A 19,873-nucleotide genomic window follows, 5' to 3' on the forward strand; every position below is an offset into this window, starting at 1 on the left:
CTCTCGCCCCAGGGAGATCGACAGGCCGGCCCCGGACCACAGGAGGGGCGTCACGGGGACCCGGCGGAGGAAGGCAGGGCGTCCCGGCTCACGTCGGATCCGGCGGCGGCCCGGCGGGGCAGCAGGAGCGGGGTGGCCAGCAGCAGGAGCCCGGCGAGCGCGATCGCCGCGCGGGTTCCGGTGAGGGTGGCCAGGAGGCCCCACAGGGCGGTCAGGGCCGCGGTGATCAGCTTGCCGGTCACCGACCAGGCGGAGAGGGTGCGGACCACCCGGTCCGACGGCGTCATCTGCAGCCGGTGGGTGGAGAACACCGGGTTGAAGACGGCGCAGGAGGTGATCACCCCGAGTTCGACGGTCATGACGAGCAGCAGTCCGGCCGTTCCGGGGCCGACGAAGGCCAGGCCGAGGGGCCAGCACGCGCGCAGGGCACCCGAGGTGATCAGCACGCGGTGCTGTCCGTACCGGGCGACCAGGGGGCGCGCGATCCGTGAGCCGAGGAGACCGCCGAGGCAGGGCACCGAGAAGGCGAGGGCGTACTGCCAGGGTGCGAAGCCCAGCGGACCCAGCATGAGGACGGTCAGCAGCGGTACCGGCACCATGATCAGGGCGTTGACGAGGACCGTGTTGAAGAACAGGGGGCGCAGGGCGGGACTGGCCAGGATGTGGCGCCAGCCCTCCAGGAGGGACCCCTTCGCCGCCGCGGCGGGCTCGGGCCGTGCTTCGCCGCCGCCGATCGCGCGGATCCCCAGCGCCGACAGCAGATAGCTGACGGCGTCGGCCAGCAGGGTCGTCGCGGGACCGAAGACCCCGATGGCGGCCCCGCCGAGGGGAGGTCCGATCACGATGGCGGTCCAGTTCGTCGCCTCGAACCGCCCGTTGGCGACCAGCAGGTCGTCCCGGTCGACGAGGGACTTGAGGAAGGCCCCGGAGGCGGCGGAGAAGGTGATGTCGGCCGCGGCGACGACCACCGACACGGCCAGGAGCTGGGCGAAGGTGAGCACACCGAGCGCGTAGGCGGCGGGGACGCTCAGCAGGGCGGCGAACCGGACGAGGTCCATCGCGACCATCACCGGTCGCTTACGGCGGAACTCCACCCAGGGCCCGAGCGGCACCGCCACCGCCGCCCCGACCGCGAGCCCCGCGGCCGCCAGCGCGGACACCGCGGCGGGGCCGGCGTGCAGCACCAGGACGGCGATCAGCGGGAAGGCGCCGAACGACAGCGAGGTGCCGAACGCGCTGACCGCGTAGGCCGCCCACAGCCACCCGAACCGCCGCCCCAGCGACCGTCTCCCGTCCACGCCCGAACCCCCTCGCCGACAACCCCACGGTGACCGACGCCATCCAACCCAGTGCCGGGCCCGCAGATCAAACAACCACGGGACCGACCGGTCACAACCCGGGGTTGTGACCGGACGGCCTAGGGTTCCCGCATGGATCTCGACGCCGTACGCACCTTCGTCGCCGTGGCGGACGCGGGGCGGTTCCAGGAGGCCGCCCATCGGCTGGCGGTCACCCAGCAGGCCGTGTCGAAGCGGGTGGCCGCACTGGAGAGGGACCTCGGGGCGCGGCTTTTCACCCGGGCGCCGCGCGGCGCGCGGCTGACCATCGACGGACAGGCGTTCCTGCCGCACGCCCGTGAACTCCTCCGGGCCGCGGAACGGGCGGCCGCCTCGGTCCGGCCGGACAGCCGGGCGCTGCGCGTCGACGTGATCGGCCGCCGGCTCGCCCCCGCGGAACTCCTGCGCGCCTTCCACCGCACGCACCCCGGCGTCGAGCTCGACGTGGTCACCCTCTTCGACGCCGACGCGGCCCTCGCCGCCCTCCGGTCCGGCACGATCGACGCCTCCTTCCGTGCCGTCCCGCACTCCGCGGGGCCGTCGGCCGACGACATCGAGTCCGTGCGGGTCTACGACGAGCCGGTCCAACTGCTCACCGGCCCCGGCCACGCGCTCGCGGGAGCACGCACGGTGGCGCCGTCCGAACTGGCCGGGCACCGCATCTGGATGCCCGGCCTGGTCACCGGGACCGAGTGGGGCACGTACTACGACGACCTCGCGGCCGCCTTCGGTCTCACCATCGAGGTCACCGGACCCGACTTCGGCACCGACCCCCTCCTCGACACCATCGCCGACTCCGCGTCCCTGGCTACCCTCGTCGGCGAGCTCACCCGTCTGGTCTGGCCGTCCGACCAGGACCTGCGCCGCATCCCGGTCCACGGGCCCACTCCGGTCTACCCCCACTCCCTGATCTGGCGCTCCGACAACTCCCACCCGACCCTCGCCGCCCTCCGGTCCCACCTGCACGCCACCCGGCCCGAAGCGCCGGGCGCGGGGACATGGGCTCCGGGCTGGGCCTAGGCGCTGGTGCCGATCACGACATGGGCGTACAGCTCCTCCGAGACCGCCAGGTGGGAGGTCAGGCCGCTGCGGGTGAAGGCGTCGACGGCGGCGGGGGCCTGGCGTTCGCTGGTCTCGACGAGGAGGTGGCCGCCCGGGGCGAGCCACTGCGAGGCCCCGGCCGCGACCCGGCGCAGGACGTCCAGGCCGTCCGTGCCGCCGTCGAGGGCGACCAGGGGCTCGTGGTCGCGGGCCTCGGTGGGCAGGAAGGCGACCTCTTCGGTGGGCACGTAGGGGACGTTGGCCGCGAGGATGTCGACACGCCCGCGCAGGCCGGCGGGGAGGGCCTCGAAGAGGTCGCCGGTATGGACCTGGCCGCCCGCGTCGGCGGTGTTGCGGCGGGCGCAGTCCACCGCGGCCGGGTCGATGTCGGCGGAGTGCAGCTCGACCGGGCCCAGCGCGGCGGCGAGCGCGGCCCCGACGGCACCCGAGCCGCAGCACAGGTCCACGACGACGGAGGCGCCCGGCACCAGGGCGAGGGCCTGCTCGACGAGGAACTCGGTGCGCCGGCGCGGCACGAAGACGCCGGGAGCCACGGTGACCCGCAGCCCCCGGAACTCGGCCCAGCCGACGATGAGTTCGAGGGGGTGGCCGACGACCCTGCGGTCGACCATGTCGGCCAGTTCGTCCGGGGTACGGGCGGCTGCGAGGATCAGCCGGGCCTCGTCCTCGGCGAAGACACAGCCCGCGGTGCGCAGGGCGGCGACGACGGAGTCGGGAGAGGTGAAGCGGGGAGAGAGGGAAGGCATGGAAGCCGAGAGCCTTTCGAGAGCCGAAGGGCGCTCCCGCGGTCACCTGGGCCTACGAGCGGTGATCCGCGCCGGTTCGAGGAGAGAGCACCCGATCTGACACAGCGTTGATGGGTCTCACCTCCTCGGTCTGTCACGGCTGGGACTGCCCTCAGCCGGACGGCCACCCTACCGCAGGACGCCGCGAGTTGTACTCTGCAACCAGTACGGCGAGGGAGGTCCGGTGGAAGCAGCGACGGCCGTGGAGACGATCCAGCGCGAGATGACGGTCTTCGCGCGACGGGCCCGGGCCTCGGCGGGCCGCCTGCATCCCGAGCTGTCGCTGGTGTCGTACACGCTCCTCGGGCATCTGGAGGAGCGCGACGGCTGCCGCGCCACCGACCTGGCCGCCCACTACGCCCTGGACAAGTCCACGGTGAGCCGCCAGGTCACCGCTCTGGAACGGGCCGGTCTCGTCGAGCGGCGCCAGGACCCGGAGGACCACCGGGTCCAGGTGCTGCATCTGACCGCGGCCGGCCGGCGCATCCTGGGCCAGGTCACCGTGAGCCGCCGCGCGGCCGTCGGCGAACGGCTCTCGCAGTGGTCGCAGGAGGACCTGGAGCGGTTCGCCGGGTACCTCGTGCGCTACAACGCCTGGCCCGGTCCGGCCGAGGACGCCTAGAAGACCCCCTCCGGCAACCGTTCGGGTACCCGGGCGCCGAGGAACGCGGTGGTGCGCCGGAGCCGGAAGCCGAGGGACTCGTAGAGCCGGATGGCATGGGTGTTCCGGGCCGCGGTGTGCAGGAACGGCGTCTCACCACGCTGCCGGATGCCGTGGGCGACGGCGAGGACCAGCCGGGTCGCGAGGCCCTGGCCGCGGACGGCGGGGTCGGTGCAGACCGCGCTGATCTCGGTCCACCCCGGCGGGTGCAGCCGCTCCCCCGCCATCGCGACGAGGGCTCCTTCCCGGCGTATGCCCAGGTAGGTGCCCATCTCGATGGTGCGGGGCAGGAAGGGCCCGGGTTGGGTGCGGGCGACCAGTTCGAGGATCTCGGGCACGTCGGCGGGGCCGAGGCGGACCGCCTCCGGGTCGGGCGCGGCGGCGAGACCGTCGTCCACGAACTGCACGCCCTCGACGTGGAAGGTGATCTCCCAGCCCGCGGGCAGCCGGCCCGCGTAACCCGCCAGCGGCACCTCCGCACCGGCCCCCGCGAGCGCCGCGACGTCGGCCCAGTCGGCGGCGTCGGGCTCGTCGGGCAGGGCCAGCCACGGAGACACGTCGACGGGGTAGCGCAGGACCCTGCCGCGCTTCTCGGCGAAGTGGGCGTGCGGGCCGGTCAGGGACGCGAGGGCCGGGTTGTCGAGGACGTGCCGTGCGCCGGCGGTCATCGGGCGACCTCGATGACCGTCTTGCCGCGGGCGTGGCCCTCCTCGACCGTGCGCAGCGCGTCGCCCGCCCGGTCGAGGGGAAACGTCTCGGTGATGTGCGGGTCCAGGTTCCCGTCGAGCACGAGCCGCGCCACCTCCTCCAGTACGGCCGCGTTGCGGGCCCGCGTCACGCGGGCGCCGCCCAGCCGCCGCACGTCCTCCTCGGCGGCCCCGGCGGTGATCAGCTTGGTCCGGTCGGTGAGCAACTCGGCGGACGCGGCGAGCACTTCGCCGCCGACGAGGTCGTACACCCCGTCGATGCCGTCCGGCGCGGCCGTCCGGGCCCGCTCGGCCCAGCCGGGACCGGAGGCGACGTGGACGGCGCCGAGCGACTCGACGAGGTCCTTCTTGCCCTCGCTCGCGATGCCGATCACGTGAAGGCCGAAGGCGCGGGCGATCTGTACGGCCGCCGCGCCGACTCCCCCGCCCGCACCGGTCACCAGCAGCGTGGCGCCCGAGGGCAGGCCGAGCTGGCGGATGCCGTCGTACGCGGTAGCGGCGGCGACGGGCAGGGTGGCGGCCACCGTGTGGGGCAGCCCCACCGGCTTGTGCGCGGCGATGGCGGCCGGCACCAGGGTGTACTCGGTGTAGCCGCCGGCCAGCGCGGTACCGAAGACCTCGTCCCCGACGGCGAACCCCTCGACGCCGTCCCCGATCTCCTCGACGACACCGGAGACCTCGTTGCCGAACACGACGGGGAAGACCGGCTCCTCGTGCTCGCCGGGGCGCCGGAAGCCCGTGCGCTGCTTCCAGTCGACGGGGTTCACGCCCGCCGCGCGGACGGCCACCAGGAGTTGGCCCGGTCCGGGACTCGGCCGGTCCACGTCCACGAACGCCTCGGTCTCCGGTCCGCCGTACCGCGTGAAGACGTACGCCTTGGGCATCTGCTTCCTCGCTCTCCTCGCACTTCACCGGGCACCGGCCCGGCACTCCAGCGCCAATGAGCGGCGCGCTCCGGCTATTCCCGGTGCCGTGCGGTGTTCATACGGCCGCAATGATCGGGGCACTGACCTGGGACGGAGCACGCGCGAAGACCCCGTACGGTGGAAGCATGAACGTCACCCGAGGCTTCACCGGGCGCCCCCGTGTGAACAACACCGGACTGCCACCGGGCCAGTACGACGCGGGCGACGACTGGCCCGTCCTGTCCGCGGAGGTCACGCCGGACCTGTCGCCGGCCGACTGGACGTTCCGGGTGGACGGGCTGGTCGAACAGCCGCGCACCTGGGACTGGGACGAGGCGCACACGCTGCCCCCGTCGGCCTACGAGGGTGACATCCACTGCGTGACGAGCTGGTCGAAGTTCGGGGTGCGGTTTGCGGGGGTGTCCTTGGACGCGTTTCTGGCTGTGGCGCGGCCACATGGGTCCGCCACCCATGCCGTCGCCTACTCGCACACCGGCTACACCACGAACCTGCCGCTCGCCGACCTGACCGGCGGACGGGCCTGGATCGCGTGGGAGTACGACGGAAAGCCGCTGCCCGCCGAACACGGTGGTCCGGCGCGGCTGCTGGTGCCGCACCTGTACTTCTGGAAGAGCGCCAAGTGGGTCGCGGGACTGACCCTGCTCGACCACGACGAGCCGGGTTTCTGGGAGCGGAACGGCTATCACGCGCGGGGCAACCCGTGGGAGGAGCAGAGGTACTCCGGTGACTGAGGCGCTCTCCTCCCCCGCCTTCGCTCCCGTCACGCGGTTCGCGGTGCCGGGGCGCATCGCCGTCGGCGACGGCGTCGCCTCCGTGTGGCAGACCGCCACGCTCACCGAGGTCCGCCGCGAGACCCCGTACGTGTCCACGTTCCGCTTCGCGGTGCCCGCCTGGCAGGGGCACGTGCCCGGCCAGCATCTGATGCTGCGGCTGACCGCCGAGGACGGTTACACCGCCCAGCGCCACTACTCGATCGCCTCGCCGCCGGAGGACTCGGGGCACATCGAGCTGACCCTGGATCATGTCGAGGGCGGTGAGGTCTCGGGCTGGTTCCACACGGTGGCCGAACCCGGTGACCAGATCGAGGTGCGGGGGCCGCTGAGCGGTTTCTTCGCCTGGCCGGGCGACCGGCCCGCGCTGCTGATCGGGGCCGGTTCCGGGGTCGTACCGCTGATGTCGATGGTGCGCCACCACCGGGCGCGCGGGCTGTCCGTGCCGCTGCGGCTGCTGGTGTCGGCGCGCAGCCCCGAGGAGCTGATCTACGCGCGAGAGTTCGGCGCCGAGACGACCCCCGTGTTCACGCGGAGCGCCCCGGACGGGGTGTCCGTCGGACGTATGTCGGCCGCACATGTGGCGCCGCTCCTGGCCGAGCAGCCCGAGGGTGGGTGGGAGGCCTATGTGTGCGGTTCCAACGCCTTCGCCGAGCATGCCTCGCGGCTGCTGGTGGAGGCCGGACAGCCGGTGGACCGTATCCGGATCGAACGCTTCGGCTGACGCTCGTGCGCCCGCGCGCCGGCGGCGTATGCGCGCCGGCCGCGTCTGCGCGCGCCCCGCAAGTGAACGACGCTGATGGAGGGGTACTACATCTGTATGACCACTCGCGGGGATGCGCGGTGCGGAGGTCGACATGGGAACCCGGGTGCGCGGCTGGCGCTGGCGGCGCAATCCGCTCAGGCGCCGGTCGGACGTCGTCGAGGCGTGGACGGTGCTGGCCGTCGCCGTGCTGATGCTGCTGGGGGCCCCGCTGATCGGCGCGGTCGTGGGCTGGTGGGCGCATGACGACGCCCGTGCGGTGGCGGCCGAGCAGCGCTCGGAACGCCACCGGGTCCGCGCGGAGGTCGTCGGCAGGGTCCCGGACTCGCCGCCCGCGGTCCAGGGCGGCCGGGAGCGCTCCTACCGGGTGACCGTGCGCTGGACGGACGCCGGGGCGACGAAGACCGCCACGGCCCGGGTCCCGGCGGGTACCGAACAGGGCGAGAAGGTCGACGTGTGGTTCGACTCCCGGGGCCGGAGCGTGGCCCCGCCGCCGGACGAGACCGCGATCTGGCAGCACACCCTGGTGATGGGCGCCTGTGGCGCGGGCGCCACGATCGCCGTGATCCTCCTCGGCCACTCGCTCGTCCGCGGTGCGGCCGGCCGCCACCGGCTCGCCGAGTGGGAACGGGACTGGGCGCTCACCGAACCGCAGTGGACCCGCCGCCGGGCCTGACGACGTCGGCCCGGGGGAACGCGACCCGGCCGTTCGCGACGGCCGGCCGACCACAGGCGCTCTCCAGCCCTCCGTCCACGAGGCCTGGCGATTCGTCCCACCACGCACGTACGGTGTGATCATCCGGCACTGCTCCTTCGCAAAGGTGGTCCTGCATGGCCCTGTTCGACCTCCCCATCGACGAGTTGCGCGAGTACCGCAGCGAGTCCACGGAGCCCGAGGACTTCGACGCGTTCTGGTCCAAGACCCTTCAGGAGGCCCGCGAGCACGACCTGGACGCCCGCTTCGAGTTCGTCGACACGGGTCTGTCCACGGTGAAGGTGTACGACGTGACGTTCGCCGGGTTCGGCGGCCACCCGGTCAAGGGCTGGTTCACGATCCCCGCCGAGGTCTCCGCCCCCATACCGGTGGTCGTGGAGTTCATCGGGTACGGCGGCGGCCGCGGCCTGCCCCACGAGCATCTGCTGTGGGCGTCGACGGGCCGGGCGCACTTCGTGATGGACACCCGCGGTCAGGGCAGCGCCTGGGGCGGCGGCGGTGGCACCGCCGACCCGGTGGCCGGCGCGCCCGCCTACCCCGGGTTCATGACCCGGGGCATCGACGCCCCCGAGAACTACTACTACCGCCGGGTGTTCACCGACGGCGTGCGTGCGGTGGAGGCGGCCCGTTCGCACCCGCTGACCGACCCGGCGCGCACGGTCGTCCTCGGCGGCAGCCAGGGCGGGGGCATCTCGATCGCGGTCGGCGGTCTGGTGCCGGACCTGGCGGCGGTCGCCCCGGACGTGCCGTTCCTGTGCGACTTCCCGCGCGCGGCGACCATGACGGACCGTCACCCGTACCGGGAGATCGGCCTCTATCTCAAGACGCACCGCGGCCGCTCCGCGGACGTCCTCGGCACCCTCGCCTACTTCGACGGCGTGCACTTCGCGAGCCGCGGCCGCACCCCGGCGCTCTTCTCGGCGGCCCTGGAGGACCAGACCTGCCCGCCCTCCACGGTGTTCGCGGCCTTCAACGCCTGGAACCACGCCGACAAGGCGATCGAGGTCTACGAATTCAACGACCACGAGGGCGGCGGCCCCTACCAGCAGGCGGCGAAGCTGCGCTGGCTGCGCTCGTACGCCTGAGTCCCGCCGGGAACCTTCCCTCCAGCCCGACCAGTCGGTATGTTCACGGGACCCGGATCGCAGTGTCGCGGTCCGGGCTTCCGGCGACGACGGAGGGCCCATGTCCGAGTACCGGCCTGATGTGCACGGCCACTGCGACGAGCGCTTCGCGGCCGTGCGGACGGCGTTCGAGGAGAACTTCCGGGACCGTGCCGAGCTGGGCGCCGCGGTGAGCGTCACGGTCGACGGCGAGACGGTCGTGGACCTGTGGGGCGGCTGGGCCGACGCGGCCCGCACCCGCCCCTGGGAGCGCGACACACTGGTCAACGTGTGGTCGACGACGAAGGGCCCGACCGCCCTGTGCGCCCACATCCTCGCCGACCGTGGCCTGCTCGACCTCGACGCCCCGGTGGCCGCCTACTGGCCGGAGTTCGCCGCGGCGGGCAAGGAGAAGGTCCTGGTACGGCACCTGCTGTCGCACCGGGCCGGGCTGTCCGGGCTGCGCGAGCCGCACACCCTCGCCGAGCTCTTCGACTGGGAGCTGACGACACGGCGGCTCGCGGCGACGGAGCCCTGGTGGGAGCCGGGCACGGTGTCCGGGTACCACGCGTTCACGTACGGCTTCCTGGTCGGCGAGGTCGTCCGGCGGGTCTCGGGGCTGCTGCCGGGCGCCTTCCTGGAGCGGGAGGTGACCGGGCCGCTCGGCATCGACTTCACCATCGGCCTGCCGGAGAAGGAGGCCGGGCGGGCCGCCGAGCTGGTGCATCCGCCGGCCGTGTCGACCAGCGAACAGGCCGCGATCTTCGCCCAGTTGGCACCCGCCGCGATCGCCGCCCTGACCAACCCCGTGGTGGGCGCCGCGGAGGCCAACACGCCCGAGTGGCGGGCCGCCGAGATCCCCGCCGCGAACGGCCACGGCACCGCCCGGGCCGTCACCGCGCTGTACGGCGTCTTCGCGGGCCGCGGTTCCCACGACGGCCATCACGTCCTGTCCCCCGAGGCCGCCGAGCGGGTCCGCGAGAGCCAGGGCAGGTGCCGCGACCTGGTGCTCGGCGCGGGGCTCGACAGTGAGACGGAGCTCGGGCTCGGCCTGTGGCTCAGCGGGCCGAACGGCTCGTACGGGCCCAATCCGCGGGCCTTCGGCCACGACGGCTTCGGCGGGTCGTGCGGACTGGCCGATCCGGAGGCGGGGATCGCGCTGGGCTATGTGATGAACCGGATGGGGCCGCATATCGCCGACGACCCGCGCAAGATGGCGCTGATCGACGCCCTGTACGGCGCCCTGTGACCGCGGGGGGCCGCCACCGGCCTCAGGGACGCTCGCCGCGCACCACGCGGGACTGGCGGCCCAGCGCCAGCAGACGGCCGTCCGCAGCCCAGACGGCGCTGTCGTCGACGGCCCAGCCGGCGCCCGCGTGATCGGTCCTGATCCGTACGAGGGTCCAGCCGTCACCGGCGCTCTCGTCGAGGGCGTCGGTGAAGTGGACGGTGAGTTCCGCGCTGGGCACGGGGCGCGGGCTGCGCCAGACGGCGTACAGCGCGGGCGGGAGCACATCGGTGAGCGTGACCACGGCCCCGGCGTCGAGGCCACGCCCGTCCGTGAACCGCACCCAGGCCAGCAGTTCCGCCCGGTCCCCGCCGGCCAGCGGGAGATCGGCGGTGGCGGGCCGTATCTCCAACTGCCGGGCGAAGGGCGCCAGATGGCCAGGCAGCCGGACGGCCCGGCAGTCCTCCGGGCCCGGCACGTCCGGCGCAGGCTGCCCGTCGTACGACGTCCCCGAGCGCCCGGAGCCGAACAGGGCCGATCCGACGACGACCGGAAGGCCGTCCTGGTGGCCGGAGAAGACGCAGGCGGCGGTGCGGCGCCCGGAGGCGGGCGCGGTGCCCGAGACATGCAACGGACCGGCGGCGGCCGGGGCCAGGAAGTGGGTGGTCAGCGTGCGCACCGGGTGGACTCCGCCGGCGAACTGCTCGCGTACGGCCGCCAGGGCGACGGCGGCGACATGACCGCCGTGCGCCCCCTCCCAGGACCGCCACAGGGGGTCGATGCGCGTCTCGTACTCGGTGGATGTGGTCACGCGCCTCACCATAACCTGGCGAGTTGGAAAATCAAACGGATAAGTTGGAAATCCGGACCGACTAGACCGGACGCCTCGCCACGACCATCCGGACCCGCGGACTGCCGTCCCGGCGGACACCGAACTCGGGCAGGGGCTGCAGCTCCACCCGAAGGCCCGCCCATTCCAGTTCCCGTCGCACGTCCCCGAGCCGGAAGGCCCGGTAGTACATGACGAACGGCGGTCGCCACAGGGCGTTGCGCACCCGCATCACGGCGTCGAAGCCATGGAGCATCCAGTAGGCGGGCGACGACGGCCGAGGCGGGGCGACGATCGGGAAGGCGAAGCAGCCGCCCGGTCGCAGCACCTCGCGGGCCTGGGCGAACAGGCCGGGCAGCTCACGGGGCAGGAAGTGGCCGAAGGCCCCGAAGCTCACGACGAGGTCGAAGGAGGCGGGGGCGAACGGGAGGGCGCGCGCATCTCCCCGCACCCAGGACAGGCGCGGCCCGCTCGACCAGGTCCGCCTGCGCGCCACGTCGAGCATCCCGGCGCTGAAGTCGACGCCGGTCACGCTCTCCCGGCAGACCCGCGTCAGCACCCGGGCACCGGCGCCGGTGCCGCAGCACAGGTCGAGCCCGGCGTCGAAGGGGCCTGTCCGGCGCAGCGCGGACGCGACGGCGTCCAGCACCGAGTCGGGCGTGCGGAAGGGGGTGTGGTCGAACTTGGGGGCGAGCAGGTCGTAGCCGCGCTCGACGGACGACAGCGCCTGGACGGCGAGTTCACGGAGGCTGGGGCCTTCTGGGCTGAACATCCGCGTCAGCTTAGGGGAGCACGGCGTTTCAGGATGACCAGCGCGCGCTCGCACCAGCGGACGGTCTCCGTTTCCAGGGCGATTCCGCCCAGGAGCGTGAGATAGGGGCCGATCCGGTCGGCCTCCGCGAGGTACCGCTCCTCGGTGCGGCCGTCGAGGAACCGGTCCCGGACCCGCTCGTAGCGGGCGAGTTTGCCGCGCGCCCAGGACAGGCGCTCCTCGAACAGCGCCCGGGTGACCTCGGGGTCGACGCCGTCCATGGCCTGGATCTTGATCAGGAACTCGTCGCGGAGGGCGGCCGGTCTGCGGGGCGGTTCGGCGGCGAACGCGCTCAGTTCGCGCCGGCCGGTCTCGGTGAGGGTGAACAACCGCTTGTTCGGCCTGCGCTCCTGCCGCACCACCCGCGCCTCGATCAGTCCGTCCTCGGCGAGGCGCTCCAGCTCGCGGTAGAGCTGCTGAGGGGTCGCGGGCCAGAAGTTCGCCAGCGAGACGTCGAAGACCTTGGACAGTTCGTAGCCCGAGGCCTCGCCCTCCAGCAGAGCGGCCAGGACGGCGTACTTGAGCGACATGTGGACACGCTAGCAGCAGGTGATTAATCTACTCCACACCTACTCAACAAATTGACTATGGAGACGTGATGCGAGCGTTCCGAGAAGCGGTCGAAGCAGGGGACCTCGGCGCGGTGGAGGCGTTGCTGGCCGACAACGTGGTCTTCACGAGTCCGGTGGTCTTCAAGCCCTACGAGGGCAAGGCCATCACGGCGGCGATCCTGAGCGCGGTCGTCAAGGTCTTCGAGGACTTCCGCTATGTGAGCGAGCTGAGCAGCGAGGACGGCCGCGACCACGCGCTGGTCTTCGCTACCCGGGTCGGCGAACGAGCCCTGGACGGCTGCGACTTCATCCATGTCGACGAGAACGGCCTGATCGACCGCTTCATGGTGATGGTCCGACCCCTGTCGGGCGCGCAGGCCCTCGCGACGGCCATGGGGGCGCGGTTCGAGGAGATCGCGAAGGAGGCGGCCCTTCGCTAGGCCGGGGCGGTCATCCCGCCGGCAGGAGGCGAAGTCGTGTGCCCTGCGCAGGCCCCTCACCGGCCCGGTCGGGGCCCGGTGCGCCCCCTCGTCGACATCGGACCCGGCGAAGGCGATCACGAACGCAATCGACGCCTGAAAGTCCGCTTCAGCCGACCCGCTCGCCCGGCATGGGCCGGGCCTCGTCCGGAGCGGGCCCCGAGGTGCGCGCCGTCCGCCGGGTCGCCGGGCGCAGCAGCACGAGCGCGCAGCCGATGCCGGTCACCGCGAGCACGGCACACGCGGTGAACGCGGCCTGGTAGCCCGCCGTCACAGCCGCGAGCCGCCCGGTGCCGACCGTGTGCGACACGGTCGCGGAGGTGACGACGGCGACGCCGAAGGCCCCGCCGATCTGGAACGCGGCCGTCTGGACTCCGGAGGCGACGCCCGAGTCCCGTTCGCCGACCCCGGTCAGGGCGGCGATGGACCCGGCGACCGCGCAGGCCCCGACACCGGGCCCGAAGAGCAGCAGGGCGGGCAGCAGGTCGCGGACGAAGCCGCCGTGCACGGGCACTCCGGTCAGCAGCAGGGCGGCGAGGGCGGACAGCGCCAGACCGCCCACGGCGACCGCCCGGGCGCCGGTCCTGGTGACCAGGGCCTGTCCGGCGTACGACCCGACGACCGCGCCCAGCGGCATCACGACGTTGGCGAGGCCGAAGCGCAGCGGCGACCAGCCGAGGACGCCCTGGCCGTACTGGGACAGCGTGTACGACATCCCGAAGGCGGTGGCGCCGAGCAGGAAGACGACGAGGTTGGCGCCGCTCACCGTCCGGGAACGCAGCAGACGCAGCGGCACGAGCGGGGCCTTCGCCCGGGACTCGGTGCGCAGGAAGACGAGGGCGAGCACCACCGCGAGGGCCAGCAGGCCGGTCGTCCGCGCCGACAGCCAGCCGGCGCGGGGTGCCTCGACGACGGCGTACACGCAGGCGACCAGGGCGCAAGTGGCGGTGAGGGCGCCGACCGGGTCGAAGGAGCGGGTGCGTGCCTCGGTGCGGCTCTCGCGCAGCAGCACCGGGCTCAGTGCCAGCAGGACCAGGGCGACGGGCACGTTGAGGAAGAAGACCCACCGCCAGCCGAGGACGTCCGTGAGGGGTCCGCCGATCAGCAGGGCGGCGGTCGCGCCGAAGCCGCCGCTGCCGGACCAGAGGGCGAGCGCCTTGTTGCGGTCGGGGCCCTCCTCGAAGGTGTTCAGCAGGATCGACAGGGCGGTGGGCGCCATGACGGCGGCCGAGACGCCCTGGACCGCTCGGGCGGCGATCAGTACGGCGGCCGTGCCGGCGAACCCGCACCACAGCGAGGAGAGCCCGAACAGCAGGGTGCCCGTCACGAAGACGCGGCGGCGGCCCAGCAGGTCGGCGATCCGGCCGCCGAGCAGCAGCAGGCCCCCGAAGCTGAGCAGATACGCACTCATCACCCATTGGGCGCCGCTCGGGGAGAAGCCGAGGCCGTCGGCGATCGACGGCAGGGCCAGGACGACGATCTGCGCGTCCAGGATCACCATGAACCCGGCGACGCAGAGCAGACAGAGGGCGTACCAGCGGCGGGCGTCGGTGGCGGTCATGGGGACCTCCGGTGTCTCGGGGTTGCCTTCACCCCACCGACGAACGCCTCCTTAAGCGGATCGACACTCCGCGAGCCGCTTTTCGAGGAAGTGCCGCTCGGCGTCGTTCTCCACCAGCTCCAGAGCCCGCTCGTACGCCCGGGCCGCCTCGGTCGTACGGCCGCTGCGGCGCAGCAGGTCGGCGCGCGTCGCGGGGAGCAGGTGGTAGCCGCTCAGCTCGCCCTCCCGCTCCAGTTCCGCGACCAGGGCGAGCCCCGCGTCGGGTTCCTGGGCCATGCCGACGGCCACCGCGCGGTTGAGGCGGACCACGGCCGAGGGCACGAAGCGGAGCAGTTCGCCGTACAGGGCGGCGATGTCGGCCCAGTCGGTGTCCGCGGCCGTGGCGGCGGTCGTGTGGCAGGCGGCGATGGCGGCCTGGATCTGGTACGGCCCGGGCCGGCCGCGACGCAGCGCGGTCTCCAGCAGGGCCGCGCCCTCGTCGACCTCCGCGCGGTCCCATGCGGTGCGGTCCTGGTCCTCCAGGGTCACCAGTTCGCCGGCCGCGTCCACGCGGGTCTCGCGGCGGGCGTCGTGCAGGAGGAGCAGCGCGAGCAGGCCGAGGGCCTCGGGCTCGTCGGGCATGAGCCGGGCCAGGACACGGGCCAGCCGGATCGCCTCCGCGCACAGGTTCCGTCGTACGAGATCGGCGCCCGAGGTGGCCGCGTACCCCTCGTTGAACAGCAGGTAGATCACGCCGAGCACGCCCGTCGTGCGCTCGGGCAGCAGGTGGGCGGGCGGCACCCGGTAGGGGATGCCGGCGTTGCGGATCTTCTTCTTGGCCCGCACCAGGCGCTGCGCCATGGTCGCCTCGGGGACGAGGAAGGCGCGGGCGATCTCCGGCGTGGTCAGTCCGGCGAGAGTGCGCAGGGTCAGGGCGACGCGGGCCTCGATGTGCAGCGCCGGGTGGCAGCAGGTGAAGATCAGCCGGAGCCGGTCGTCCTGGACACCGCTGTCGTCGTACGGCTCCTCGGGTGCCGTGAGCATGGCCGCCTCCCGTATCTTCCGCTCGCCGACCGCCTCCCGGCGCAGGACGTCCATGGCCCGGTGGCGGGCGGTTGTGGTGAGCCAGGCGCCGGGGCGGCGCGGGACGCCGTCGCGCCGCCACCGGTCGAGGGCCTGGGCGAAGGCGTCCTGCGCGCACTCCTCGGCGAGGTCCCAGTCGCCGGTCACCCGGATCAGGGTGGCGACGACCTGGCCCCACTCCTCCCGGAAGGCGGCGGCGACGGCCTCCTGTGCGCTCACTCCCACACGGGCCGCACTTCCACGGAGCCGCCCCTGAGCGCCGCCGGGTGCCGGGAGGCGAGGGAGATCGCCTCGTCCAGGTCGGCGACCTCGATGATGTCGATGCCGGCGATGTACTCCTTGGACTCGATGAACGGCCCGTCGGTGAGCAGGACCTCGTCGCCCTGGACGCGCACGGTGGTGGCGTCGGAGGCGGGGCGCAGACGTGCGCCGCCCTTGACGAGGTCGCGGCTGCGGACCTCCTCGATGTAGGAGATGAAGCGGGGGTCGTCGGCGATCTCGGCGGGGCTGAGTTCCTCGCCGCCGACGGGGGTGCAGATCAGCAGGACGTACTTCATGACCGCTCCTCGGTGGTGCGGGAGATGTGCTCGTGCGCGATCAGCCAGCGGGGCCCGATGTCGCGGTAACCGGTGGTGACGCGCTGCAGCCCGTCGCCGGTACGGATGAGGGCGTGGGCGAAGGCGATGCTCTCGTCGACACGGACCCGGAATTCCAGGACCTCGCGGGTGCCCGGCCCGCTGGACGTCTCCGCGAAGGCCTTGCGGAGCGCCTCGACACCCCTGTGGTGACGACCCTCCACCACGACCTCCGCGTCCTGCGCGAAGCAGGCGAGCATCCGCTCGACGTCCCCCGCGCGCGCCGCCTCCGTCAGCTCGGCGTCGAGGCGGCGGATCTGCCCCTCGGCGTCCTCGTCCTCCCAGAACGGCCGCACCTCCAGGGCGCCGACCGTCGCCACGGGGTGCTTGGCGGCCGCCTCGACCGCCTCCTCCAGGGTGTCGCACTCCAGGACGTCGAAGCCGGCGACGTACTCCTTGGTCTCCGCGAACGGGCCGTCGGTGCGCAGCACTTCGCCGCCGCGCACCCGCACGGTGACCGCGTCGGCGGGCAGCGCGAGCCGGTGCCCGTGGAGCCGTACGCCACGGTCGCCGAGCTCCTCGACCCAGGGTTCGACGGGGGCCATGCCCGAGGCGTCGTTGGTGTCGTCGCCGCAGACGAGCAGCATGTACTTCATGGTTCCTCCCGGTCCTCATGTGCTTCCTACACCCCGCCGACGAACGGGACCGGCCGGAATCGACACCGGCGCGCGAAAAAAGGGACCGGTTCGCGGTTGGATGGCCTCATGACGTCCGACGAGCACGCGCGGCTGATGCGGGTCAACCAGGCCAACTGGGACGCCCGCACCCCCGTCCACCTCGCCAGCCGGTTCTACGGTCTCGACCAGGACCTCGATCCGGAGCGCTGGTTCGCCGCCTTCGAGTGGGAGGACCTCGGCGAGCTCACCGGCCGTGACGTGCTCCACCTCCAGTGTCATCTCGGCACGGAGACGGTGGCCCTCGCCCGCCGTGGGGCCCGGGCGGTGGGCCTGGACTTCTCGGCGGCCTCCGTCACGGCCGCTCAGGGGATCGCGGCGCGGTCGGGCGTGGACGTCGAGTACGTGCGGGCGAACGTGTACGACGCCGTCGAGGCGCTGGGAGGACGGCGGTTCGACGTCGTGTACACCGGGAAGGGCGCGCTGTGCTACCTGCCCGACCTGGCACGGTGGGCGGACGTGATCGCCCGACTGCTGCGTCCGGGTGGCCTGTTGTACGTGGTCGAGTTCCATCCGCTGCTCAACTCGCTGGGCCCCAAGCCCGCTCCGGACGAGGGGCCGGAACTCCTCCTGCGCCACGACTACCTGGGCGGCGACGGACCCGTGCACCGGGACGCGACCCGCACCTACACCGACGGTCCGGCCGTCGAGGGCGCCACGGCGAGCTACGAGTGGACGCACGGAATAGGAGAGGTCGTCACCGCGTTGACGGGAGCGGGACTGAGTGTCCGGAGCCTGCGCGAGAGCGATGAGCTGCCCTGGCCGCGCTGGTCGCGGATGACCCGCACGGCGTCCGGCTGGTGGCGGCTTCCCGAGCCGCGGATCCCACTGTTGTACGGACTTCTCGCCACGCGCTGAGCCGTCGTGGTATGGTCCTCCTAGCACTTGTGTACGCCCGTTTCGGGGCGCCGGTGCCAGTTCTCTCTCCTCCCGTCGGTCGTTGCACCGGCTTCTCCTCAGTACCTCGCAGGTCTTGTGGGTGCTGTCTTCCGCCGCCCGAAGGCGTTGTCCGCCTTCCCTCTCGCGGCTTCCCCCCTCCTTCCGCATGTCCCATGCCTTCCGTCCTCGAAAGGACAGACCATCATGACCACCACTCTCGAAAGCCCCCCAGTACAGCAGCAGCCCCCGGTCCGCGCCGTCACCGGCGTCCTCGACATCGACGCGGGCGGGAAGGGTCACCTCCGCGCCGCGAGCCTGCTGCCCTCGCCCTCCGACCTCCAGGTCTCCCCCGCGCTGATCCGCCGGTTCGGCCTGCGCAAGGGGGACGTCGTCGACGGGGTGCGCGGCACCCAGCGCGCCCTCACCGAGGTCGCCCTCGTCAACGGCCACGAACCCGGCCGGAACCGTCGCACCTTCCACGACCTCACACCCCTGCACCCGCGCGAGCGGATCCGTCTCGAACACCCGGCGTCCGGACTGACCGGGCGGCTCGCCGATCTGATCGCGCCCGTCGGCAAGGGCCAGCGCGGGCTGATCGTGGCCCCGCCCAAGACCGGCAAGACCGTGCTGCTCCAGCAGATCGCGGCCGCCGTCGCCGGCAACCACCCCGAGTGCCGCCTGATGGTGGTGCTGCTCGACGAACGCCCCGAGGAGGTCACCGACATGCGGCGCTCCGTGCGCGGCGAGGTGTACGCCTCGACGTTCGACCGCACGCCCAAGCAGCACATCGCGCTCGCGGAGCTGGTCATCGAACGGGCCAAGCGGCTCGTCGAGGCCGGCGAGGACGTCGTGATCCTGCTCGACTCCCTGACCCGGCTGTGCCGGGCCCACAACAACGCGGCTCCCGGCAACGGCCGCACCCTCAGCGGCGGTGTCGACGCGACCGCGCTGATCGGGCCGAAGAAGTTCTTCGGCGCCGCCCGGCTCGCCGAGGAGGGCGGCTCGCTCACCATCCTCGCCACCGCTCTGGTGGAGACCGGTTCGCGCGCCGACGACTTCTACTTCGAGGAACTCAAGAGCACCGGCAACATGGAGCTGCGCCTGGACCGCGAACTCGCCTCCCGCCGTGTCTTCCCGGCCGTCGCGGTCAACCCCTCGGGCACCCGCCGCGAGGAACGCCTGCTGACTCCGGCGGAGTTGACCGCCGTACGAGGTCTGCGCAGGGTTCTCCAGAACGGCGACGGCCAGGGCAACCTGGAGACGCTCCTGCAGCGGATGCGCGAGGCGCCGGACAACGCGACCTTCCTGCGCCGGATCCAGCCCACCCTGCCCGCCGGCTGACGGGCCATCCCCCGTCCGGGTGCTCACGCGCCCCGCTCGGCCCGGGCAGCGCGGTGTACGGCCGGTCCGTTCCTAGCTTTGCAGTATGACTATCGGATTTCCCTCCCGGGTTGCCGTCTCGACCTGCGCCCTGTGCATGACGGGACTGCTGGTGTTCGCCCCCGCGACGGCAGCCGCGCACACGGGCTCCGACCCCGGCGCGCCCGGCGCACCACCGCCCGCGGCCGCGTCACCCGCCGTGCTGTACCGCCCCGGTGTCCAGGTCCGGCCGCACCGGGGCGTGCCCCGGGTCCCGGACGTGTCCGCGCTGTCGTGGGTGGTGGCCGACGCCGACAGCGGGGAGGTCCTCGCGGCGCACGACGCCCACCGCAGGCTGCCGCCGGCCAGTACCCTCAAGACCCTGTTCGCCCTGACCGTCCTGCCGTTGCTGCCCGGCGGCCTCAGGCACACGGTCGGCGCGAACGAGCTCGCGGACATCGGGCCCGGCAGCAGTCTCGTCGGGGTCGCCGAGGGACAGACATACCAGGTGGCCGACCTGTGGCGCGGGGTCTTCCTCAACTCCGGCAACGACGCCGTGCACGTCCTGGCCGGACTCAGCGGCGGCTGGCGTACGACGGCCGCCCGGATGCAGGCCAAGGCGCTGGCCCTGGGCGCCCGGGACACCCACGTCCGCTCCCCCGACGGCTACGACACGCCGGGCCAGGTCTCCTCGGCGTACGACCTCGCGGTCTTCGGCCGGGCGGGGCTGCGCAACGCGGACTTCGCGCGGTACTGCGGCACGGCCGAGGCGCGGTTCCCCGGCCGGGGCGGCTGGTGGTACGGCATCCGGAACACCAACCGGCTGCTGACCGGTGCCGACGGGGTGGCTCCCTACGACGGGCTGATCGGGATCAAGAACGGCTACACCAGCCACGCCGGCAACACGCTCGTGGCCGCCGCCCGCCGGGGCGACCGAACGCTCGTCGTGACGGTGATGAATCCCCAGGCGGGCGGC

21 protein-coding genes and 1 pseudogene are annotated in these 19,873 nt (G+C 73.1%); 11 read left to right on the forward strand and 11 right to left on the reverse strand.

The genetic code is table 11. From position 1 onward, the window contains the following. Positions 1-50: 50 nt before the first annotated feature. Entirely contained in the window at positions 51-1,298 is a 1,248-nt protein-coding gene (locus RKD20_RS04190) for an MFS transporter (RefSeq protein ID WP_424876452.1), read from the reverse strand. Between the two features lie 132 nt (positions 1,299-1,430). Here RKD20_RS04190 and RKD20_RS04195 point away from each other — a divergent pair, with 132 nt between their 5' ends. Then, positions 1,431-2,357 carry a LysR family transcriptional regulator gene (locus RKD20_RS04195; RefSeq protein ID WP_424876453.1) on the forward strand — a complete coding sequence of 309 codons (927 nt, stop codon included), beginning with the start codon at positions 1,431-1,433 and terminating at the stop codon, positions 2,355-2,357. Here RKD20_RS04195 and RKD20_RS04200 read toward each other — a convergent pair. Next, a complete protein-coding gene (locus RKD20_RS04200) occupies positions 2,354-3,145 on the reverse strand; it encodes a putative protein N(5)-glutamine methyltransferase (RefSeq protein ID WP_424876454.1) in 792 nt (263 codons plus the stop codon). The genes RKD20_RS04195 and RKD20_RS04200 overlap by 4 nt on opposite strands. Positions 3,146-3,368: 223 nt before the next feature. Here RKD20_RS04200 and RKD20_RS04205 point away from each other — a divergent pair, with 223 nt between their 5' ends. Further along, on the forward strand, positions 3,369-3,806 hold the full coding sequence (locus RKD20_RS04205) for a MarR family winged helix-turn-helix transcriptional regulator (protein WP_424876455.1): 438 nt from the start codon (positions 3,369-3,371) through the stop codon (positions 3,804-3,806). On the opposite strand, the gene RKD20_RS04210 is transcribed toward RKD20_RS04205, so the two are convergent. Next, positions 3,803-4,513 carry a GNAT family N-acetyltransferase gene (locus tag RKD20_RS04210; RefSeq protein WP_424876456.1) on the reverse strand — a complete coding sequence of 237 codons (711 nt, stop codon included), beginning with the start codon at positions 4,511-4,513 and terminating at the stop codon, positions 3,803-3,805. The genes RKD20_RS04205 and RKD20_RS04210 overlap by 4 nt on opposite strands. Further along, entirely contained in the window at positions 4,510-5,436 is a 927-nt protein-coding gene (locus tag RKD20_RS04215; RefSeq protein ID WP_424876457.1) for an NADP-dependent oxidoreductase, read from the reverse strand. Before RKD20_RS04215 ends, RKD20_RS04210 begins: the two co-directional genes overlap by 4 nt. 167 nt (positions 5,437-5,603) lie before the next feature. Between RKD20_RS04215 and RKD20_RS04220 the strand changes: the two genes are divergently transcribed. The 5 genes from RKD20_RS04220 (at position 5,604) to RKD20_RS04240 (ending at position 10,078) form a co-directional block, all read left to right on the forward strand. Beyond that, positions 5,604-6,209, forward strand: a complete 606-nt coding sequence (locus tag RKD20_RS04220; protein ID WP_424876458.1) for a sulfite oxidase-like oxidoreductase — start codon at positions 5,604-5,606, stop codon at positions 6,207-6,209. Then, on the forward strand, positions 6,202-6,972 hold the full coding sequence (locus RKD20_RS04225; RefSeq protein ID WP_424876459.1) for a ferredoxin reductase: 771 nt from the start codon (positions 6,202-6,204) through the stop codon (positions 6,970-6,972). Before RKD20_RS04220 ends, RKD20_RS04225 begins: the two co-directional genes overlap by 8 nt. A 133-nt stretch (positions 6,973-7,105) precedes the next feature. Then, positions 7,106-7,687 (forward strand): Rv1733c family protein, encoded by a 582-nt coding sequence (locus tag RKD20_RS04230; protein WP_424876460.1) that lies wholly within the window; start codon positions 7,106-7,108, stop codon positions 7,685-7,687. Between the two features lie 155 nt (positions 7,688-7,842). After that, positions 7,843-8,811: an acetylxylan esterase gene (locus RKD20_RS04235; RefSeq protein ID WP_424876461.1), complete on the forward strand. Its 969-nt coding sequence runs from the start codon at positions 7,843-7,845 to the stop codon at positions 8,809-8,811. Positions 8,812-8,911: 100 nt separating this feature from the next. After that, entirely contained in the window at positions 8,912-10,078 is a 1,167-nt protein-coding gene (locus RKD20_RS04240; protein WP_424876462.1) for a serine hydrolase domain-containing protein, read from the forward strand. A 22-nt stretch (positions 10,079-10,100) separates the two neighbouring features. On the opposite strand, the gene RKD20_RS04245 is transcribed toward RKD20_RS04240, so the two are convergent. The 3 genes from RKD20_RS04245 to RKD20_RS04255 all read right to left on the reverse strand — a co-directional run bounded on the left by RKD20_RS04245 (position 10,101) and on the right by RKD20_RS04255 (position 12,227). Next, the gene (locus RKD20_RS04245; protein ID WP_424876463.1) at positions 10,101-10,868 is read right to left on the reverse strand and encodes an acyl-CoA thioesterase; all 768 of its coding nucleotides are present in this window, start codon (positions 10,866-10,868) and stop codon (positions 10,101-10,103) included. A 61-nt stretch (positions 10,869-10,929) separates the two neighbouring features. After that, on the reverse strand, positions 10,930-11,658 hold the full coding sequence (locus tag RKD20_RS04250) for a methyltransferase domain-containing protein (RefSeq protein ID WP_424876464.1): 729 nt from the start codon (positions 11,656-11,658) through the stop codon (positions 10,930-10,932). Between the two features lie 5 nt (positions 11,659-11,663). Continuing rightward, positions 11,664-12,227 (reverse strand): PadR family transcriptional regulator, encoded by a 564-nt coding sequence (locus tag RKD20_RS04255; protein WP_424876465.1) that lies wholly within the window; start codon positions 12,225-12,227, stop codon positions 11,664-11,666. A 68-nt stretch (positions 12,228-12,295) separates the two neighbouring features. Here RKD20_RS04255 and RKD20_RS04260 point away from each other — a divergent pair, with 68 nt between their 5' ends. Continuing rightward, positions 12,296-12,688: a nuclear transport factor 2 family protein gene (locus RKD20_RS04260; protein WP_424876466.1), complete on the forward strand. Its 393-nt coding sequence runs from the start codon at positions 12,296-12,298 to the stop codon at positions 12,686-12,688. Positions 12,689-12,836: 148 nt separating this feature from the next. Here RKD20_RS04260 and RKD20_RS04265 read toward each other — a convergent pair whose 3' ends face one another. Genes RKD20_RS04265 through RKD20_RS04280 form a run of 4 tightly spaced genes read right to left on the reverse strand, consistent with a single transcriptional unit; the run spans position 12,837 to position 16,581 of the window. Beyond that, the gene (locus tag RKD20_RS04265) at positions 12,837-14,288 is read right to left on the reverse strand and encodes an MFS transporter (RefSeq protein ID WP_424876467.1); all 1,452 of its coding nucleotides are present in this window, start codon (positions 14,286-14,288) and stop codon (positions 12,837-12,839) included. A gap of 51 nt (positions 14,289-14,339) precedes the next feature. After that, positions 14,340-15,569: an RNA polymerase sigma factor gene (locus tag RKD20_RS04270; protein ID WP_424876468.1), complete on the reverse strand. Its 1,230-nt coding sequence runs from the start codon at positions 15,567-15,569 to the stop codon at positions 14,340-14,342. After that, positions 15,566-15,907 (reverse strand): YciI family protein, encoded by a 342-nt coding sequence (locus RKD20_RS04275; RefSeq protein ID WP_424876469.1) that lies wholly within the window; start codon positions 15,905-15,907, stop codon positions 15,566-15,568. Before RKD20_RS04275 ends, RKD20_RS04270 begins: the two co-directional genes overlap by 4 nt. Next, positions 15,904-16,581: a YciI family protein gene (locus RKD20_RS04280; RefSeq protein ID WP_424876470.1), complete on the reverse strand. Its 678-nt coding sequence runs from the start codon at positions 16,579-16,581 to the stop codon at positions 15,904-15,906. The genes RKD20_RS04275 and RKD20_RS04280 overlap by 4 nt, the downstream gene beginning before the upstream one ends. A 108-nt stretch (positions 16,582-16,689) precedes the next feature. Between RKD20_RS04280 and RKD20_RS04285 the strand changes: the two genes are divergently transcribed. The 3 genes and pseudogenes from RKD20_RS04285 to RKD20_RS04295 all read left to right on the forward strand — a co-directional run. Continuing rightward, a complete protein-coding gene (locus RKD20_RS04285; protein ID WP_424876471.1) occupies positions 16,690-17,517 on the forward strand; it encodes a class I SAM-dependent methyltransferase in 828 nt (275 codons plus the stop codon). Between the two features lie 225 nt (positions 17,518-17,742). Next, positions 17,743-18,879, forward strand: a complete 1,137-nt coding sequence (rho, locus tag RKD20_RS04290; RefSeq protein WP_424876472.1) for a transcription termination factor Rho — start codon at positions 17,743-17,745, stop codon at positions 18,877-18,879. Positions 18,880-19,015: 136 nt separating this feature from the next. After that, positions 19,016-19,849 (forward strand): annotated as a pseudogene (locus RKD20_RS04295) (D-alanyl-D-alanine carboxypeptidase family protein); the annotation flags it as partial. Between the last annotated feature and the right edge of the window lie 24 nt (positions 19,850-19,873).

Origin of the sequence: Streptomyces sp. SLBN-8D4 (assembly GCF_049739545.1) — a bacterium.
Taxonomy (GTDB): Bacteria; Actinomycetota; Actinomycetes; order Streptomycetales; family Streptomycetaceae; genus Streptomyces; species Streptomyces canus_C.

Coding starts and splice junctions, on each gene's coding strand:
- RKD20_RS04200 (WP_424876454.1), bottom strand. CDS start 3,145: ATGCCTTCCCTCTCTCCCCGCTTCACCTCTCCCGACTCCGTCGTCGCC.
- RKD20_RS04255 (WP_424876465.1), bottom strand. CDS start 12,227: ATGTCGCTCAAGTACGCCGTCCTGGCCGCTCTGCTGGAGGGCGAGGCC.
- RKD20_RS04280 (WP_424876470.1), bottom strand. CDS start 16,581: ATGAAGTACATGCTGCTCGTCTGCGGCGACGACACCAACGACGCCTCG.
- RKD20_RS04260 (WP_424876466.1), top strand. CDS start 12,296: ATGCGAGCGTTCCGAGAAGCGGTCGAAGCAGGGGACCTCGGCGCGGTG.
- RKD20_RS04215 (WP_424876457.1), bottom strand. CDS start 5,436: ATGCCCAAGGCGTACGTCTTCACGCGGTACGGCGGACCGGAGACCGAG.
- RKD20_RS04265 (WP_424876467.1), bottom strand. CDS start 14,288: ATGACCGCCACCGACGCCCGCCGCTGGTACGCCCTCTGTCTGCTCTGC.
- RKD20_RS04250 (WP_424876464.1), bottom strand. CDS start 11,658: ATGTTCAGCCCAGAAGGCCCCAGCCTCCGTGAACTCGCCGTCCAGGCG.
- RKD20_RS04210 (WP_424876456.1), bottom strand. CDS start 4,513: ATGACCGCCGGCGCACGGCACGTCCTCGACAACCCGGCCCTCGCGTCC.
- RKD20_RS04195 (WP_424876453.1), top strand. CDS start 1,431: ATGGATCTCGACGCCGTACGCACCTTCGTCGCCGTGGCGGACGCGGGG.
- RKD20_RS04235 (WP_424876461.1), top strand. CDS start 7,843: ATGGCCCTGTTCGACCTCCCCATCGACGAGTTGCGCGAGTACCGCAGC.
- RKD20_RS04230 (WP_424876460.1), top strand. CDS start 7,106: ATGGGAACCCGGGTGCGCGGCTGGCGCTGGCGGCGCAATCCGCTCAGG.
- RKD20_RS04275 (WP_424876469.1), bottom strand. CDS start 15,907: ATGAAGTACGTCCTGCTGATCTGCACCCCCGTCGGCGGCGAGGAACTC.
- RKD20_RS04220 (WP_424876458.1), top strand. CDS start 5,604: ATGAACGTCACCCGAGGCTTCACCGGGCGCCCCCGTGTGAACAACACC.
- RKD20_RS04240 (WP_424876462.1), top strand. CDS start 8,912: ATGTCCGAGTACCGGCCTGATGTGCACGGCCACTGCGACGAGCGCTTC.
- rho (WP_424876472.1), top strand. CDS start 17,743: ATGACCACCACTCTCGAAAGCCCCCCAGTACAGCAGCAGCCCCCGGTC.
- RKD20_RS04285 (WP_424876471.1), top strand. CDS start 16,690: ATGACGTCCGACGAGCACGCGCGGCTGATGCGGGTCAACCAGGCCAAC.